Below are 17563 nucleotides of genomic sequence, written 5' to 3'. Positions count from 1 at the left end.
TGCGGTCCTGGCCGTTCACCGTGGCGTCGTTGTCGTACTGGATCTGGACCTTGTGGGCCTGACCGGGGGCGATGTCGGCGGTGAAGGTGTAGTCCTTGGCGGCGGTGCCGGCGGAGCCTTCGCCGATGACCTTGCCGTCCACCATCACCTTGAAGTGCGGGGCCACACCGCCCGCCAGGTTGCCGGCGGCGTTGACGACGATCTTCGTGGCGCCGGTCACCGCCTCGGCGGTCGCCGCGGGGAAGAAGTCCTTGGGTGCGGCGACGACCAGCGTGCCGTTCCACCACATGCCGGACTGGCCCTTGACCACGTCCTTGCCGTCCAGCGCGCCCTTGTCGTAGGTCACCGACGGGTCGGTCGCGTCGAGCGCGTGCCCGTTGATGGTGATCTTGTTGACGATCAGGTTGCGGTCCTGGCCGTTCACCGTGGCATCGTTGTCGTACTGGATCTGGATCTTGTGGGCCTGATCCGCCGTGACGTTGGCGTTGAAGGTGAAGTCCTTGGCGTCGGTGCCGGCGGAGCCTTCGCCGATGACCTTGCCGTCCACCATCACCTTGAAGTGCGGGGCCACACCGCCCGCCAGATGGCCGGCCGCGTTGATGACGATCTTCGTGGCGTGGTCGGCGGTCGCGACGGCGTCGGCCAGGGCCAGCGGCTGCGCGGTCTGCAGGGCCTGCGCCTGGAGGAGGGAGGCCGGCGTCGCGAAGCCATCGGCGGTGGACACGGAGGTCTCGCTGATGGTCAGATGCGCCGTGTCGGCGCCGAGATCGCCGGCGTAGTTGGTGTGGTCGGTCAGATCCTGATGGTGAAGGTCGATACCCAGATCGTCCATGGTCTGCACTCTCTATGCTTGTGGGGACGCCACCGCGTTGGGTGGTCAGCGGGGCCGGCACGCGGTCGGTGCGTCCCCTTCCTTTCGGTTAGCGCTCTAGCCATTTGGCTTACCCCTTAAGACTAGCGGCTTCGCTGTGGCCTTAAATGGGACGATTTTAGGATAATAAATCTCAAATGCGTGATATTTGGATCACAGTGAGACCTATCCGCACTGGTGGCGCGCCGGTCCGGCGCTGCAACCTGTGGGAAAAGCGCTCCTGTCGCCTGTTGCGGCAGCGGGACTGAACGGGGCGGTGCGCAGCCAAGGATGGCGCGGCGGCGGACAAAAGGGAGGGCGTCTCCGGAATCAGACCATCCATTGACCCGGGTCAATCCGCCGGAGCCGGTCCGGGCGTAGCCTCCCTGCGTGCATTGCAAGGAGAGGTGACATGGAGACGATGGTCTTTCTGGTGCTGGCGCTTCTGCTGACCGGCTTCCTGACGGCGTTGTCGGTGCTGGGCATGGCCACGCTGCACGCCACGGTGCGGGTCATGCTTCCGGCGCGCCGCCCGGTGGCTCCCGTGCGGGTGTCCTGACCGGATCCCTTATATGAAGTGAGTCAGAGGGGGAGGGGGCCGTCGTTCTTGACCTCCTCCATCACCGCGTAGGTGCGCGTCTCCCGGACGCCGGGCAGCGACAGCAGCACATCCCCGAGGAACCGCCGGTAGGCCGCCATGTCGGCCACCCGCGTCTTCACCAGATAGTCGAACCCGCCGGCCACCATATGGCACTCCAGGACCTCCGGCGCGTGGCGGATGGCCTGAGCGAAGCGGTCGAACACGTCGGGCGTCGTCTTGTCGAGCAGCACCTCGACGAACACCATCAGCCCGAAACCCAGCCGGTGCGGATCGAGCCGCGCCGTGAACCCCGTCACATAGCCGTCCTTCAGCAACCGCCGCATCCGCTCGCCGGCGGTGGTGGCGGACAGGCCGACCCGCTCCGCCAGTTCCACGGCGGAAATCCGCCCGTCCGTCTGCAAAATCGCCAGGATGCGCCGGTCGGTCCGGTCAAGCTCCGTCATTTTCGCGCTCCATGCCGCCTTTGACCGTTGATATCGCGGATGTGAGGCGAAAACAACCGTGGAGACACGGCGAACTCCGCGATAGTCTGCGGATGCCGCAGTGGAACAAGCAAAACAAAGCGAACACGGCGGCTTAGAAAAGACGAATTGGATCGGGTGAGAGACACCGTGACCTTCGATATTGGCTCCAACGCCGCGGATGGCGCCGGCACGATCCTGCTGCTGGGCGCCGGACGCATGGGCGGCTCCATGCTGCGCGGCTGGCTGGCGCAGGGCGTGCCGGCCTCCGCCATCTCGGTCGCCGACCCCAGCCCCGGGCCGGATCTGGTCGAACTCGCCGCGCGGACCGGGGTCCGTTTGAATCCGGCGGATGGCGCCCCCGTCGATACCCTCGTGGTCGCGGTCAAGCCGCAGATGGTCGAGAGCGCCGCCGCGGGCGTTCAGGTGGCATTGGCGCCGCGCACGCTGGTGCTGTCGATCATGGCGGGCAAGACGCTGGCCGACCTGCGCCGCCTGTTCCCGGCGGCGGGCAACGTGGTGCGGGCGATGCCGAACCTTCCGGCGGCGGTCGGGCGCGGCGCCACCGTCGCGGTGGCCGAGGCGGGCTGCCCCGCCGATCGGAAGGCGCGCGCGGAGTCCCTGCTGACTGCGGTGGGAAGCCTGGAGTGGCTGGCCGACGAGGCGCTGGTCGACGCCGCCACGGCGCTGTCCGGCTCCGGCCCCGCCTATGTCTTCTATCTCGTGGAGTGTTTGACCCGCGCCGGGGTGGAGGTGGGGCTGCCCGCCGACGTGTCGGAACGGCTGGCCCGCGCCACGGTCGAGGGGGCGGGGGCGCTGATGGGCGCCACCGGCCAGCCGGCGGCCGAGCTTCGCGCCGGCGTCACCTCCCCCGGCGGGACCACGGCGGCCGGCCTTTCCAAGCTGATGGCCGATGACCACCTCCAGAGTCTGTTGAACGCGACCCTGCGCGCGGCGGCCCAACGCGCCGCCGAACTGGGCGGAACCGGCCCGAAAGCCTGAGAAACATCCCCCATTCACCATCAGGGACCGGCTCGCCCCCGGCCTGCGGATTCGAGCGGACGACACCGATGAACAGCATGACCAACCCGACCGCCACCCGGACCACCACGTCGTCCGCCGCCGCCGACCGCGCGGCGCCCTTCGCGGACTTCGCGCCGCCGATCCGTCCGGCGACCGAGCTGCGCGCCGCGATCACCGCCGCCTACCGCCGGCCCGAGCCGGACTGCCTGCCCTTCCTGTTCGAGCAGGCGTCGCTGCCGCCGGGCATCGTCACCGCGGCGGCGGCCACCGCCCGCAAGCTGATCACCGCCCTGCGCGCCAAGCCGCGGGGCCGCGGCGTGGAGGGGCTGATCCACGAATACAGCCTGTCCAGCCAGGAAGGCATGGCGCTGATGTGCTTGGCGGAGGCGCTGCTGCGCATCCCCGACCACGCCACGCGCGACGCGCTGATCCGTGACAAGATCGCCGGGGGCGACTGGCAGGCCCATCTCGGCAAGGGCGGCTCGATGTTCGTCAACGCCGCCACCTGGGGCCTGCTGATCACCGGCAAGCTGACCTCGGCGGGCGGCGAGCCGGCGCTGTCCTCCGCCCTGACGCGCCTGATCGCGCGCGGCGGCGAGCCGCTGATCCGCCGCGGCGTCGATTTCGCCATGCGCATGATGGGCGAGCAGTTCGTCACCGGCCAAACCATCCAGGAGGCGCTGACCAACGCCCGTCCGATGGAGGCCGAGGGCTTCCGCTATTCCTACGACATGCTGGGCGAGGCGGCGCTGACGGCGGAGGACGCCGCGCGCTACTACGCCGACTACGTGAACGCCATACACGCCATCGGCACGGCGTCGGCGGGGCGCGGCGTCTATGAGGGGCCGGGCATCTCCATCAAGCTGTCGGCGATCCACCCGCGCTATTCCCGCGCCCAGGCCGACCGGGTGATGGACGAGCTGCTGCCGCGCGTGAAGGCGCTGGCGCTGCTCGCCAAGGGCTACGACATCGGCCTGAACATTGACGCCGAGGAGGCCGACCGGCTGGAGCTGTCGCTCGACCTGATGGAATCGCTGTGCTTCGATCCGGATCTGGCGGGCTGGAACGGCATCGGCTTCGTCGTCCAGGCCTATGGCAAGCGCTGCCCGTACGTCATCGATTTCCTGGTCGATCTGGCGCGGCGCAGCGGCCACCGGCTGATGATCCGTCTGGTCAAGGGCGCCTATTGGGACAGCGAGATCAAGCGCGCCCAGTTGGACGGCTTGCCCGACTTCCCGGTCTACACGCGCAAGGTCTACACCGACGTCTCCTACGTCGCCTGCGCCCGCAAGCTGCTCGCCGCCCCGGAGGCGGTGTTCCCGCAGTTCGCCACCCACAACGCCCAGACGCTCGCCACCATTTATGAGATGGCCGGCAGCGACTTCCAGGTCGGCAAATACGAGTTCCAGTGCCTGCACGGCATGGGCGAGCCGCTCTACAAGGAGGTCGTCGGCCCGCTGAAGCGGCCCTGCCGCATCTACGCGCCGGTCGGCACGCACGAGACGCTGCTGGCCTATCTGGTCCGCCGCCTGCTGGAGAACGGGGCCAACAGCTCCTTCGTCAACCGCATCGCCGATCCGGCGGTCCCGGTCGACGAGCTGGTCGCCGACCCGGTGGCGGTCGCCAAGGCCATCGCCCCGCTGGGCGCGCCGCATGCGCTGATCGCGCTGCCGCGGAACCTCTACGCGCCGGAGCGGGCGAACTCCGCCGGCCTCGACCTGTCCGACGAGACGGAGCTGGCCCGCCTGTCCGCCGCCCTGTCGGCCAGCGCCGCGATGACCTGGACCGCGGCACCGCTGCTGGCCGATGGCGAGCGCGCGGGGCAGGCCCAGCCGGTGCGCAACCCGGCCGATCGCCGCGACGTGGTCGGCTCGGTGACCGAGGCGAGCGAGGCCCTGGTGGCGGAGGCCTTCGGCCACGCCGTCGCGGCGGCCTCGGCCTGGGCCGCCACCCCGCCGGAGGAGCGCGCCGCCTGCCTGTTCCGCGCCGCCGACACGATGCAGGAGCGGATGCCGACCCTGCTCGGCCTGATCGTCCGCGAGGCCGGCAAGTCGCTGCCCAACGCCATCGCCGAGGTGCGGGAGGCCATCGACTTCCTGCGCTATTACGGGGCGCAGGCGCGCGACCGCTTCGACAACGCCACCCATCGCCCGCTGGGGCCGGTGGTCTGCATCAGCCCGTGGAACTTCCCGCTGGCCATCTTCTCCGGCCAGATCGCCGCGGCGCTGGCCGCCGGCAACCCGGTGCTGGCGAAGCCGGCCGAGGAAACCCCGCTGATCGCCGCCGAGGCCGTGCGCATCCTGCACGCGGCGGGCATCCCCGCCGGGGCGCTCCAGCTTCTGCCCGGCGCGGGGGAGGTCGGCGCCGCCCTGGTCGGGCACGAGGCGGTGCGCGGCGTGATGTTCACCGGCTCCACCGAGGTGGCGCGGCTGATCCAGCGCCAGCTCGCCGGGCGCCTGCTGCCCGACGGCGCGCCGATCCCGCTGATCGCCGAGACCGGCGGCCAGAACGCCATGATCGTGGACAGCTCCGCGCTCGCCGAGCAGGTGGTGGGCGACGTGATCGCGTCGGCCTTCGACAGCGCCGGCCAGCGCTGCTCCGCCCTGCGCATCCTCTGCCTGCAGGAGGACGTGGCCGACCGCACGCTCGCCATGCTGAAGGGCGCCATGCGGGAGCTGCGCATCGGCAACCCGGATCGGCTGGCGGTCGATGTCGGCCCGGTCATCAGCGAGGAGGCCCGCGCCACCATCGCCGCCCACATCGAGGCGATGCGCGCCAAGGGCCGCAACGTGGAGTTCCTGCCGCTGCCCGCCGACACGGCGGACGGCACGTTCGTCGCCCCGACGGTGATCGAGATCGCCGGCATCCATGAGCTTGAGCGGGAAGTCTTCGGTCCGGTCCTGCACGTCGTCCGCTTCCACCGCGACGACCTCGACGCCCTGGTGGACTCCATCAACGCCACCGGCTACGGCCTGACCTTCGGCCTGCACACCCGCATCGACGCCACCATCGAGCGGGTGACCGGGCGGATCGGCGCGGGCAACGTCTACGTCAACCGCAACACCATCGGCGCCGTGGTCGGGGTGCAGCCGTTCGGCGGCCATGGCCTGTCGGGCACCGGCCCCAAGGCGGGCGGCCCGCTCTACCTCTCCCGCCTGCTCAGCCGCCGTCCCAAGGGCTGGCTGGAGTTCCGCGGGCCGGACGCGGCGCGCGCGGCGGGGCTGGCCTACGGCGAGTGGCTGCGCGCCAAGGGCTTCACGGCGGAAGCGTCGCGCTGCGCCGGCTATGCGGCGCGCAGCGCCATCGGCGGCGGCGCGGAGCTGAACGGCCCGGTGGGCGAGCGCAACCTCTATGAGCTGCATGGGCGGGGCCGCGTCCTGCTGCTGCCGCAGACGCGGACGGGCCTGCTGCTCCAGCTCGGCGCGGTCCTGGCGACGGGCAACAGCGCCGCGGTGGACGCCCCGCCGGAGTTGGCCGAGCTGCTGCGCGGCCTGCCCCCGGCGCTGGCCGCGCGGGTGCGGACCACGGCGGATTGGCGTGACGTCGGGCCGCTTGCCGCGGTTCTGGTGGAGGGCGACCGGGAGCGCGTGACCGCCGTCAACCGGCGCGTCGCCGAACTGCCCGGCCCGATCCTGCTGGTGCAGGCGGCGACCGCCGAGGCGCTGGCGGCGGGGCGGGGCGAGGGCTACGACCTCGACCTTCTGCTGAACGAGCGGTCGGTCAGCGTCAACACCGCGGCGGCCGGCGGCAACGCCAGCCTCGTCGCCATGAGCTGACCTGTGGGCTGACGGCTTCGAACGGGACGGGGCGGGCGGCGCGCCGCCTACCCCGCAACCTCGTGTTCGATCACCAGCTCTTCGTCGTCGATGCGCAGGAAGGACCCGACCTCCAGATCGCCACGCGCGATGGCGTCGTTGATGATGATCTGCGCCTCCGCGAGTGTGATCGTTCGGTCTTCGAAGAAAACCGATCCGTCGGCGTGGCGGATGATCCGGAACGTTGCGGTGGTCATCCGGGTATTCTCCTGTGACAATGCCCTTCCGATAACCGGCGCGCGGCCTGTTCGTCGCGCCGGCATCGATTCTCGCGCTGTGCCGCGGCCATCGGACGGGACACCGGGTGTGTCAATGACCGGAATGTTCTATCTGCGGATAGTTGACCGGACGCGAACCAAAGGGTAGCCAAGAGGAGCGGGGGCTCCGCAGCGCGAGGAGGATCATCAGGGTGAAAGACGACGCCGAACTCATCCGCCATCCGTTTTCCGAAGCACCGGACAATGGAACGGTCCGGGAGGTGGCGCCGGGTGTGCTGTGGCTGCGCCTGCCGCTGCCCTACGCGCTGGACCACGTCAACCTCTACCTTTTCGAGGAGGGGGACGGCTGGGCGCTGTTCGACACCGGGCTTGGCGATGATGTCAGCCGCGACTGCTGGGACCGGCTGCTGCGCGGCCCGCTGGGCGGCAAGCCGATCGTCCGGCTGGTGGTCAGCCACTTCCACCCCGACCATGTCGGTCTGGCCGGCTGGCTGCACGAGCGTTTCGCCCCGCCGCTGCACATGACCCAGAGCGAGTATTACTACGCCAAGCTTCTGCAACAAGGGCGCGACCCCCAGGCGTTGGAGGCGCAGGAGACCTTCTACCAGACCGGCGGGCTGTCGCCCGACGAGATCCAGCAGATGCTCGGCCGCGGCCTCAGCTACCTGAACCGCACGACCGGGCTGGCGCCCAGCTTCGAGCGGATGATCCCCGGCCAGACCCTGCGGCTGGGCGGGCGCGACTGGCGCATCCTGACCGGCGGCGGCCATTCGCCGGAGCAGGCGATGCTCTATTGCGTCGCCGACCGGCTGTTCCTCGCCGCCGATCAGGTCATCGCGCGCATCTCCCCCAACGTCAGCGTCTCGGCGATGCAGCCCAAGGCCGACCCGCTGGGGCTCTACCTGTCGTCGCTGGCGGCGATCCGGGAAGAGGTGGCGGCGGATTCGCTGGTCCTGTCCGGTCACCGGCTGCCCTTCTACGGGCTGGACCACCGCACCCGCTCGCTGGAGGCCCACCACGCCGACCGCTGCGCCCAGATCGCCGAGGCCTGCCGCGCCAAGCCGCTCAGTTGCAAGGAGCTGGTGCCGGTGCTGTTCCGCCGCGCGCTGGATTCCCACCAGTTGAGCTTCGCCTTCGGCGAGGCGCTGGCCCACGTCAACCACATGGTCGGGCGCGGCGAACTGCGCGCCGAGACGCGCGCCGACGGGGTGCTGGCCTACCACAGCGCCTGACGTTGCCGGAGCCACCTTACCGGCAGACGCGGTATGGGCCCATGTCGAGGTGGAAGTGGTCGCGGTGGGCCTCGTTGTAGTCGGGGCCCAGCACCGCGCGGAAAACGTCGCAGGCGCCATCGCGCACCTCGCGCAGAAAGGCGCCTTTACGCCCGTCTGCCGGACTCCAGTCGCCGGGCAGGGCGATGGCGGTGCCGTCGGCCAGCGTGAAGCCGGCGATGTCGAGGGCGTTGGCGGTGGCGTGCTCGCTGCGGCGCCCCTCCGCCCGGCCGTAGACGTTGCGGCAGGCGTAGCTTCCCAGATGCCGCACCCGCGTCACCCGCTGGCCGAAATGCCGCTGCGCCGCGGGCTGGAGCGTGTGCGTCTCGAACAGCATCCAGGCGGCGGCGAGCGGGCAGGTGACGGTGAAGCCGCTGTTGAAGGCCACCGCCGAACGGCTGACCTGCACCGCGTCGGTCAGGCCGCAGCCCGGACCGGTCTGCCGGTCCGTCACCGGACTGAAGCGCAGGCCCGCGCCGCCCAGAACGGCGTGGCACTGCCGGGGGGCGCCGTCCAGCCGGGACAGCTTGAGGCGGGTCAGCAGGTTCGGCGCCTCCGCGATGTCCAGCGGCGCCCAGGGATCGTAGCGTGGCGGAACCGTCACCGCGCCGGTTTCTACCAGCGCCGCCCCGCTTATGGCGGCCAGAAGCAGCAGGGCCGACGTCCAGCGCAAGAACCGTCCCATGCGTCTCCCCGAACTCCCCGTTGCGGCACCGTCGGCTGAACAGCGGGAACGCCCGCGTGGCTCCCCCGGATCACATTCCCCCTAATTGCTTATGAACCGGCGGAGGGGGCGGACTGTTGTCCAAGCGGCGGTTCATCCGTTCGTGCAATTGGACGGAGCGTGACTTCCATGCCACAGTTTCAGCGTTGCCCTTCGTCACGCGGTGAGGGAGAGTCCGATGTCCGATGCACATGATGAAGTCCTGGCCATGCAGGGCCGGACCGAACGCGCGAATTCCACGATCCCGCTCACCGCTTCCTCCGCGCTGGCTTCCGCCGCCGCGCTGTTCCGGAAGATCGAAACGCCTCCGCCACCGTCCCCGCCCGCCGAGGAATGGATCGTCGGCGACGCCGGGACCTTCGGCATCGGCGCCTATGGCCGCCTCCCCACCGTGGCGCCCGCCGCGTCGGTGGCGCCGGATTTGCTCGCGCGGCGGGAACTGGCGGCACGGCTCGACGGCGGGATGGCCGAGGACATCGCCGGCTGAGGCGCGATCGTCGCTCAGCCGTCCTTGCGGTAGAGGGCGACCAGCGCCGTGAGGACGGCCGGGTCGTCGTAGCGGCCGAGGAACAGGTCGCCGATGGCCCGGCGCAGCAGGATGCTGATCCGGGCGCGGGCGCGGCCATGGACGCCGCCCTCCAGCCGGCGGCAGCGGTTGCACAGCAGGCGGACCCGCTCGACCGTCGAGCGGGTGATGCGCAGCGCCTCGACGCTGACCAGGATGTCGGTGGTGGCGGCGTATTCGGCGGCCTCCGGCCAGGGGACGCGGCGCCCGCGCCCGTCGCGCCACGTCTCGTCCGCCCCGTCGTACCAGCGCCCGTCGGGAAGGCAGCGCACGACGACCCCATCGGGCCGCCCGCAGCAGCGGCAGCGCAGGTTTCCCGAGGTCTCCCCCACACGCACCGGGTCGAGATAGGGCGCACGGATCTGCATCCGGCCCCCGGAGCGTGTCTGCCTGCCCCGCATTGGTTGTCCCATTCCCTGGCTTTGAATCCCCATCCGGGGGAAGGTCCCCGGCGGGACGGGGACCATGACACGGAACGGCCGGTTCCGCGCGTGACTTCTGCGCGGATCAGGCCGCGAAGGGCATCAGCAGCAGCGTGATCGAGGCCAGCGTGAAGGCGGCCATGGAGCGGCGCCCCACGGCGACGGCGGCCTCGTCCTGCCCACTCTCCTCCAGGCGCAGCGCCAGGAAGCCCTGGGCCATGCCAGACGCGAAGGTGATGATGTGGATGATCGCGAGGCCGGGCAGCGCGTCCAGCCCCAGCAACAGGGTGACCGCGCCCAGCACCATGCCGTTGAAGGCGGCCTGCCGCAGGATCGGCTCCCAATGCTCGCGGGCGACGAAGGTTTCGACCATGTCCAGCGGATGGCCGTTCCGCTCGTCCGGATCGGTGTACAGGCTCATGGCTGGGCTCCACAGGCTTGGTGGGGCTCCGCCCGACAGGAGGGCCGGGCGGTGCTGTGTCAGGATCGGCGGATGCTGTCCGCCATCTTCTTGGCGACGGTCAGCAGATCGCCGTCGGCCTTGTTGCCGGTGACGGTGTAGGCGACCAGCCCGGCCCGCCAATAGACGAGCCGCAGGCTGTCCTGCACCACGGTGTGCAGCGTCCCGTCCTGCGCCGGGCCACCGGACGCGACGAACAGGGTCAGCAATTCGCCATCCGGCTCCCTGTAGAGAAACTGCAGAGCGGTGCCATGGTTCCACGGCACGATGCTGGCCCGGATCAGCGTCAGTTCCGGACCGATGGCGGGAAGCGTCACCGTCATGACGTGGCCTTCCGGCAGCGGCACCTGGGCGGTCTGCATCGGGACCGGCGCGGCCTCCACCTGGGGCGGGGACGGCTGCAGCGTGTTGAGCGCGATGGCCTTGGAGTGCGCCTCCGCCGCCTCGTCCGCGAAGGCGGGAACGTCATCGACCTCGCCGGCCAGCTGCGGCCCGGTGCCCGCGCCCGACTGCACCCACACGGTCAGGCTCCATCCCCCCATGACCAGCAGCATGGCGGCGGCCAGCGGGGCGACCCGCCGGGAGAAGCGGTCCATGTCCAGACGCCAGCGCAGGCGTCCGGCCAGCGTTTCGGTCTCCTTCACCGAAACGGCGGCCATCATGTCCAGCCCAAGCCTCAGCATGTCCTGCTGGTGGCGGTACTCGTCCAGCTTGGCGGCCAGGGCCGGGTTGGAAGCGAGCTGCGCTTCGAAGGCGGCGCGGCGCGCCGGCTCCATTTCGCCGTCCATGTAGAGATGCAGGTCGGCGTCCTGGTTGAGGCTGATGGGATCACCACCCATGGCTCACCTCACCGCCCGCAGGGCGGGCTGGGCACGATCCCGGTGCCCCATCTCCACGCGTAGCGCTTCCCGCCCGCGGGCCAGCCGCGACATCAGCGTGCCGAGCGGGATGTCCAGCTGGCGGGCGGCCTCCTGGTAGCTCATCCCCTCGACGGCGACGAGGGTGAGGACGCGCCGCTGCTCGTCGGGAAGGGTGGAGAAGGCCTCGATGGTCCGCATCAACTCGACATGGTCGGGCTGGTTGGGGGGCATCTGCCCGTAGGTCATCGCCTCGATGGCCGAGGCGCCGCGCGCCCGCACCTGCTCCCGCCGCACCCCGTTGACGTGGACGTTGTGCAAAATGCCGAACAGCCAGGACCGCAGGTCGCCGTTCGGGCGGAAGGTCCGGGAGCCGGAAATGGCGCGCACCAGCGTCTCCTGCACGAGATCCTCCGCGTCGTCGCGGTTGCGCGCCAGCGCGAGGGCGTAGCGGCGCAGGGAGCGCAGTTGATTCGACAGTTGGTCGCGCAGGCTGAACGTCACGTCTCCACCCCGTGGACTGGATGTTCCCGAATTCCTGCTCCGTTTTCGTTTCGGGAGGGTCTTTTAATCCCGGGGCGGACGAAATCGCCGCGCCGGCGGTGCCGGGCGGCATGGAGGCGCCGCGCCGAATGGGGTATAACCGCCACGGCGGACGACGCGGATGCCGTCCCGCCATGGAGCCGCGGCCGGATTGCCAGCAGGGTTGTCGCCAGGAGGGTTCATGTGGGACCGGGTGCCTTGATCCGTGCCGCGACGCGCGCTCTCCGGGTCGCCGCGTCGCTGGCGGCCGCCGCCCTGCTTCCCCTGCCGTTCACCGGGGCGCCCGCCCAGGGCGCCGCCGCCGCCGCCGAGGTGCGCTTCTGCGTCGATCCGGACTGGCCGCCCTTCGAGGTCATCAACCGGAACGGCATGCATGAGGGGATCGGGGCCGATCTGCTGAAACTGGCCTCGACCCGCGCGGGCCTGCCCATGGCGCTGCACCCGACCCGGGATTGGGACGGCAGTCTGGCGGCGTCGCAGGAGGGGCTTTGCGACCTGCTCAGCTTCCTGAACCAGACGCCCAAGCGCGAGGAATGGCTGGTCTTCACCGAGCCGCTGTTCGTCGATCCCAACGTCATCATCACCCGCGAGGACCACCCCTTCATCCCCGATCTCGCCGGCGAGTCCGACAAGGTCATCGCGCTTCCCAGCGGAACCGCCATCGAGGAGCGTGTGCGCCGGGACTTTCCCGGCCTCCGCGTCGTCACCACCGGTAGCGAGGCCGAGGCCTTCGCGATGGTGTCGAACCGCGAGGCCGACCTGACCATCCGTTCGCTGACGGTCGCCGTTTACACCATCAAGAAGGAGGGGTGGTTCAACCTGAAGGTCTCCGGCCAGATCCCCGGCTACGAGAACACGTTGCGGATCGGTGTCCGCAAGGAGCGGGCGGATCTGCGCGACCGGCTGAACGCGGCGATCGCCACCATCACCCCGCAGGAGCGAAGCCAGATCGCCAACCGGCATGTGTCGATCAACGTGCAGACCGCCATGGACTACGAACTGGTCCGCAACCTGAGCATCGGCTTCCTGGTAGTCCTGCTGTCCAATCTCGCCTGGGCGATCAAGCTCCACAAGACGAACGTCCAGCTCCGCCGCATGTCGCAGACCGACCGGCTGACCGGATTGCGCAACCGCGCCGCCCTGGACGATCTGATGATGACGGAGATCGGCCGCGCCGCGCGCCATGGCCGGACCTTCGCGATCATCCTGCTCGACCTCGACCACTTCAAGACGATCAACGACAAGCTCGGCCATTTGGTGGGGGACCGGGTCCTGGTTTCCTTCGCCGGGCTGTTGAGGGAGAACACCCGCCAGATCGATGCGGTGGGCCGCTGGGGTGGCGAGGAGTTCCTGATCCTCTGTCCGGAAACCGACGGCCGGCAGGCGCATCTTCTGGCGGAACGCGTCTGCGGCGCGGTGAGGTCCCATGATTTCAAGACCGGCGGCCGGCACACGGTCAGCGCCGGCGTGGCGGAGTTGCGGGACGGGGAAAGCCTGGACAGCCTGTTGCAGCGGGCCGACGCGGCGCTGTACCGGGCGAAGCACGGCGGGCGGGACCGCGCCTGCGGCGATGGCGGCGCGTCCCTGAGCCTTGTCGAGGGGGTGACCGCCGGGCCTCCGGCGGCCTGAGATCCTCCGGCGTATAGGCCACAATCCGCTTGATCGCCAGGGTACGCCCGTTAAATTAGAGAAATGTTATTTAATCGGGCGGACGCGGCCCATGCCTTCCAATTCCTTCACCGAGCCTTTTCCCGAGTCATCCATCGAGCCGCCGCTCGACCCCGCCGAACTGGAAGAGCGGGCCGCGGAGGCGGAGGCTTTCCTGCGGTCCATCGCCAGCCGCCACCGGCTGATGATCCTGTGCAGCCTGCTGGACGGGGAGATGCCGGTGGGCGACCTCGCGCGGCGGCTCGGCCTGTCGCAGTCGAACCTGTCCCAGCATCTCGCCAGGCTGCGGGACGAGGGGCTGGTCGCCACCCGGCGGGACGGCACCTCGATCCACTACCGCATCGGGTCGGACCGGGTGCGCCCGATCCTGCTGGAGCTGTACCGGCAGTTCTGCGTCGGCGCGCGTTGCGTGGCCGACGCGGACCCCAGCCGCTGAAACACTCCCTTCAGCGCTCGACCGGGCCGGACGCGGCCACCCAGGCGGCCATGCCGCCGCTCAGCCGGTGGATGTCGCCGCTGTAGCCGCCGGCCGCCATCCTGGCCGAGGCCGGACCGCAGCGCCGCCCGCTCTGGCAATGGAAGACGAGGTGCTTGCCGGTCGCGTCGGGCACGCGGGCCGGGTCGAATTGCGACAGCGGCACCAGCGTGGCGCCGGGGATGTGGCCGGCGCGGTGCTCGTGCGGTTCGCGGACATCGACGATCACCGCCGAGCCGTCCTTCAGCCAGCCCATGACGGTGGCGGCGTCGACGGTCTTGATCTGGTCGCTCATGGGGTTGGCGCTCCGGTTGAAGCCGAGATGGGACAGAAGGGTCTTGAGCATGGTCATCCCTAAACGTCGAGGAGTTCACGGCGGCGGCGGACGGCGGCGGGCGGCGGGGGAGCGGCGGACGCCTCCTCCCCGCGCAGGACGATGTAGATCGCCGGGATCACCAGCACCGTCAGAAGGGTCGAGCTGAACAGCCCGAACAGCAGCGAGATCGCCAGCCCCTGGAAGATCGGGTCGGTCAGGATGAAGGCGGCGCCGATCATCGCGGCGACGGCGGTCAGCAGGATCGGCTTGAAGCGGATCTCCCCGGCCTCCAGAACCGCCTCGCGCAGCGGCGTTCCGCGGTCGCGCAGGTGGCGGATGAAGTCCACCAGCAGGATGGAGTTGCGCACGATGATCCCGGCCAGCGCGATGAAGCCGATCATCGAGGTGGCGGTGAAGGGCGCCCCGAACAGCCAGTGGCCCAGCACGATGCCGATCAGTGTCAGCGGCACCGGCACGAGGATGACCAGCGGCAGCTTGAAGCTGCCGAACTGGGCGACGACCAGCAGATAGATGCCGAGGATCGCCACGCCGAAGGCCGCCCCCATGTCGCGGAAGGTGACGTAGGTGATCTCCCACTCGCCGTCCCACAGCAGCACCGGTCGGTTCTGGTCGTCGGGCTGGCCGTGCAGCCGGATTTCCGGCGCGGCGGCCAGTCCGGCGGCGGCCCAGTCGATGGCCTTCAGCCGCTCCTGCACCGCCAGCATGCCGTAGACCGGCGCCTCGAACCGGCCGGCCAGATCGGCCATGACCATCTCCGCGAAGCGGCCGTTGTGGCGGAACAGCGTGTGGGAGGCCGGCTCGCGGGCCATCGTCACCAGATCGCCCAGCTCCACCGTGCCGCGCGCCCCCGGAACCGGGGTGGCGAGCAGGCGCTCGGACAGGAACAGGCCGGAGCGCGGCATTTGCACGGCGATCTCGATGGGCGTGCGCCCCGCCCCGCGGTGCGAGTAGCCGACCGGAACGCCCCCGGTCAGCGCGCGCAGCGTGTCGTAGACGGCCTGCTCCTCCACCCCGTGGAACTCCAGGCTTTCGCGGTCCAGCGCGAAACGCAGCCGGTCGCCGGCCGGGCGGACGCTGTTCTCCACGTCGACGATGAAGTCCACGCCGCGGAAGGCGTCCTCGACCGCAAGCGCCGCCTTGCGCCGGGTCTCGGCGTCGGGGCCGTAGACCTCCATGAGCAGGGTGGACAGCACCGGCGGGCCGGGCGGCACCTCGACCACCTTCAGCACGGTCCCGGCGGGCAGGGGCAGGGCGGAGAGCCGCGCCCGGATGTCGAGCGCGACCGCGTGACTGCTGCGGCTCCGCTCGCCCTTGGGGGCGAGGTTGACCTGGAGGTCGCCCTGCTCGGGCTGGTCGCGCAGATAGTAGTGCCGGACCAGACCGTTGAAATTGAAGGGGGACGCGGTCCTGGCATAGGCCTGGACGCTGGCCAGCTCCGGCAGGTCGGCGATGGCGCGGGCGGCGGCGAACAAGGCGCGCTCGGTGTCCTCCGGCGCCGCGCCGCGCGGCAGGTCGAGCACTACCTGAAGCTCCGACTTGTTGTCGAAGGGCAGCAGCTTCACCGCCACGTCCTTGCTGTAGAACAGCCCCGTCGAGGCGAGCGTCGCCACCCCGACCGCCAGCAGGAAGATCCAGGCGCGGCGCTTGCTGCGCACCAGAGGGCGGGCGACGGCGCGATAGAGGCGCCCCAGCCGCCCGCCGCCCTCCTCGCCGTGCCCGCTCCCGTGCGCCGGCATTTCCCCCGGGCGCAGCGTCACCATCAGCCAGGGCGTCAGCACCATGGCGACGAAGAAGCTGAAGACCATGGCGGCGGAGGCGTTGGCCGGGATCGGGCTCATGTAGGGGCCCATCAGGCCGGAGACGAACATCATCGGCAGAAGCGCGGCGATGACCGTCAGGGTGGCGACGATGGTCGGGTTGCCGACCTCGGCCACCGCCTCTATGGCGGCCTGGACCTTGCTCCGCCCGTCGCGCATCGACCAGTGGCGGTCGATGTTTTCCACCACCACGATGGCGTCGTCGACCAGGATGCCGATGGAGAAGATCAGGGCGAACAGGCTGACCCGGTTGATGGTGTAGCCCATCAGCCAGGAGGCGAACAGGGTCAGCAGGATCGTCGTCGGGATGACGACCAGGGTCACCAGCCCTTCGCGCCAGCCGATGGCGAGCACGATCAGACCGACGATGGTGACGGTGGCGAGCGCCAGATGGAACAGCAGCTCGTTCACCTTCTCGTTGGCCGTCTCGCCGTAGTTGCGGGTGACGGTCAGCGTCAGGTCCCGGGGCAGCCCGTCGGCCCGGATGGCCTGGACGCGCTCCAGCACGCGGTCGGCGATGGTGACGGCGTTGGCCCCGGCGCGCTTGGCGATGGCGATGGTGACGGCAGGATTTTGGATCAGCCCGCCCGTGCCGTCCGGGACCAGATGCCAGGCGCTGCTCTCGTCGGGGCGCGCTCCCGCCACCACGTCGGCCACGTCCTTCACATAGACGGGCCGCCCATCGCGGGTGGTGACGAGAAGCAGCCCGATGTCCGCCGTCCCCTGGAGCGTCCGGCCGGCGACCACCGGCAGGCTGCCGCCGGCGCTGCGCAGCGACCCCGCGAGGAAGGAGCGGTTGGCGTTCTTCACCTTGTCGACGAGCTGGTTCAGCGTGACGCCGTAGAGCGCCAGCCGCTCCGGATCGGGCTCCACGCGGATCTGGTCGGGGCTTCCGCCGACGATGACGCTGCGCCCCACATCCTCGATCTGGGTGAGTTGGCCCAGCAGGTCGTCGGCTACGCCGTGCAGGGCGTTGACGGTCCAGCGCCCGGCGGCCTCCGCCCGGGGCGACAGGGTGAGCGTCAGAATGGGGACGTCGTTGATGCCGCGCCCGACGATCAGCGGCTCCGGGATGCCCAGCGGGATGCGGTCCAGGCTGGCCCGCACCTTCTCGTGCACGCGCAGGATGGCGTCGTCGGACGGGGTGCCGACGAGGAAGCGCGCGGTGACCACCACGCGGTCGTCCATGGTCTGGCTGTAGGTGTGCTCGACCGCGTCGATGCCCTTGACGATCTCCTCCAGCGGCCGGGTGACCAGCTCCACCGCGTCGCCGGCCTTCAGCCCGTCGGCCTGGACGAGAATGTCCACCATGGGGACGCTGATCTGCGGCTCCTCCTCGCGCGGCAGCGACATCAGGGCGATGGCGCCGACCGCCAGCGAGGCGAGCAGCAGCAGCGGGGTCAGGGGGGAGCGGATGAAGGTCCGCGTCAGCACCCCGGAAAGGCCGAGCTTCATG

17 protein-coding genes are annotated in these 17563 nt (G+C 70.3%); 7 read left to right on the top strand and 10 right to left on the bottom strand.

Annotated elements, in window-relative coordinates; translation table 11 throughout:
* A partial coding sequence (locus DXK32_RS17260; protein WP_282184594.1) for a carbohydrate-binding domain-containing protein occupies positions 1 to 832 on the bottom strand: 832 nt, incomplete at its 3' end.
* Positions 833 to 1262: 430 nt separating this feature from the next.
* Between DXK32_RS17260 and DXK32_RS32715 the strand changes: the two genes are divergently transcribed.
* A complete protein-coding gene (locus DXK32_RS32715) occupies positions 1263 to 1409 on the top strand; it encodes a hypothetical protein (RefSeq protein ID WP_205215748.1) in 147 nt (48 codons plus the stop codon).
* A gap of 23 nt (positions 1410 to 1432) precedes the next feature.
* Here the strand turns inward: DXK32_RS32715 and DXK32_RS17255 are convergent, their stop codons facing one another.
* Positions 1433 to 1894: an Lrp/AsnC ligand binding domain-containing protein gene (locus DXK32_RS17255; protein ID WP_114859647.1), complete on the bottom strand. Its 462-nt coding sequence runs from the start codon at positions 1892 to 1894 to the stop codon at positions 1433 to 1435.
* A 168-nt stretch (positions 1895 to 2062) separates the two neighbouring features.
* On the opposite strand from DXK32_RS17255, the gene proC reads away from it, so the two are divergent.
* Positions 2063 to 2914, top strand: a complete 852-nt coding sequence (gene proC, locus DXK32_RS17250; protein WP_348981598.1) for a pyrroline-5-carboxylate reductase — start codon at positions 2063 to 2065, stop codon at positions 2912 to 2914.
* 68 nt (positions 2915 to 2982) lie between these two features.
* Positions 2983 to 6711, top strand: a complete 3729-nt coding sequence (gene putA / locus DXK32_RS17245) for a trifunctional transcriptional regulator/proline dehydrogenase/L-glutamate gamma-semialdehyde dehydrogenase (RefSeq protein WP_432612350.1) — start codon at positions 2983 to 2985, stop codon at positions 6709 to 6711.
* 47 nt (positions 6712 to 6758) lie between these two features.
* Here putA and DXK32_RS17240 read toward each other — a convergent pair whose 3' ends face one another.
* Positions 6759 to 6947 carry a hypothetical protein gene (locus tag DXK32_RS17240; protein WP_114859646.1) on the bottom strand — a complete coding sequence of 63 codons (189 nt, stop codon included), beginning with the start codon at positions 6945 to 6947 and terminating at the stop codon, positions 6759 to 6761.
* A gap of 212 nt (positions 6948 to 7159) precedes the next feature.
* Between DXK32_RS17240 and DXK32_RS17235 the strand changes: the two genes are divergently transcribed.
* Positions 7160 to 8200, top strand: coding sequence for an MBL fold metallo-hydrolase (locus DXK32_RS17235; RefSeq protein ID WP_114859645.1), 1041 nt, complete (start codon positions 7160 to 7162; stop codon positions 8198 to 8200).
* 16 nt (positions 8201 to 8216) lie between these two features.
* Here DXK32_RS17235 and DXK32_RS17230 read toward each other — a convergent pair whose 3' ends face one another.
* Positions 8217 to 8924, bottom strand: a complete 708-nt coding sequence (locus DXK32_RS17230) for an extensin-like domain-containing protein (protein WP_114859644.1) — start codon at positions 8922 to 8924, stop codon at positions 8217 to 8219.
* Positions 8925 to 9141: 217 nt separating this feature from the next.
* On the opposite strand from DXK32_RS17230, the gene DXK32_RS17225 reads away from it, so the two are divergent.
* Complete coding sequence (locus DXK32_RS17225; RefSeq protein WP_114859643.1) at positions 9142 to 9450, top strand: hypothetical protein; 309 nt, start codon at positions 9142 to 9144, stop codon at positions 9448 to 9450.
* Positions 9451 to 9464: 14 nt separating this feature from the next.
* Here the strand turns inward: DXK32_RS17225 and DXK32_RS17220 are convergent, their stop codons facing one another.
* From DXK32_RS17220 to DXK32_RS17205, 4 genes are all read right to left on the bottom strand, one after another.
* The gene (locus DXK32_RS17220; RefSeq protein ID WP_114859642.1) at positions 9465 to 9896 is read right to left on the bottom strand and encodes a hypothetical protein; all 432 of its coding nucleotides are present in this window, start codon (positions 9894 to 9896) and stop codon (positions 9465 to 9467) included.
* A 139-nt stretch (positions 9897 to 10035) separates the two neighbouring features.
* The gene (locus DXK32_RS17215) at positions 10036 to 10371 is read right to left on the bottom strand and encodes a hypothetical protein (protein WP_114859641.1); all 336 of its coding nucleotides are present in this window, start codon (positions 10369 to 10371) and stop codon (positions 10036 to 10038) included.
* A 59-nt stretch (positions 10372 to 10430) separates the two neighbouring features.
* On the bottom strand, positions 10431 to 11249 hold the full coding sequence (locus DXK32_RS17210) for an anti-sigma factor family protein (RefSeq protein WP_114859640.1): 819 nt from the start codon (positions 11247 to 11249) through the stop codon (positions 10431 to 10433).
* A 3-nt stretch (positions 11250 to 11252) separates the two neighbouring features.
* Positions 11253 to 11771, bottom strand: coding sequence for a sigma-70 family RNA polymerase sigma factor (locus DXK32_RS17205; protein ID WP_051658564.1), 519 nt, complete (start codon positions 11769 to 11771; stop codon positions 11253 to 11255).
* A 237-nt stretch (positions 11772 to 12008) separates the two neighbouring features.
* Here DXK32_RS17205 and DXK32_RS17200 point away from each other — a divergent pair, with 237 nt between their 5' ends.
* Together DXK32_RS17200 and DXK32_RS17195 are read left to right on the top strand one after the other, a co-directional pair.
* Complete coding sequence (locus tag DXK32_RS17200; protein WP_247877208.1) at positions 12009 to 13439, top strand: diguanylate cyclase; 1431 nt, start codon at positions 12009 to 12011, stop codon at positions 13437 to 13439.
* A gap of 91 nt (positions 13440 to 13530) precedes the next feature.
* On the top strand, positions 13531 to 13914 hold the full coding sequence (locus tag DXK32_RS17195) for an ArsR/SmtB family transcription factor (RefSeq protein ID WP_205215747.1): 384 nt from the start codon (positions 13531 to 13533) through the stop codon (positions 13912 to 13914).
* Between the two features lie 10 nt (positions 13915 to 13924).
* Here DXK32_RS17195 and DXK32_RS17190 read toward each other — a convergent pair whose 3' ends face one another.
* Together DXK32_RS17190 and DXK32_RS17185 are read right to left on the bottom strand one after the other, a co-directional pair.
* On the bottom strand, positions 13925 to 14299 hold the full coding sequence (locus tag DXK32_RS17190; RefSeq protein ID WP_247877207.1) for a rhodanese-like domain-containing protein: 375 nt from the start codon (positions 14297 to 14299) through the stop codon (positions 13925 to 13927).
* A gap of 8 nt (positions 14300 to 14307) precedes the next feature.
* A complete protein-coding gene (locus tag DXK32_RS17185; protein ID WP_114859638.1) occupies positions 14308 to 17562 on the bottom strand; it encodes an efflux RND transporter permease subunit in 3255 nt (1084 codons plus the stop codon).
* Position 17563: the final 1 nt, after the last annotated feature.

Origin of the sequence: Azospirillum brasilense (assembly GCF_003349955.1) — a bacterium.
In the GTDB taxonomy this organism is placed as follows: Bacteria; Pseudomonadota; Alphaproteobacteria; order Azospirillales; family Azospirillaceae; genus Azospirillum; species Azospirillum brasilense_B.
Note: the sequence above shows the minus strand (reverse complement) of the source record. Positions and strands in the feature narration are given on the sequence as shown.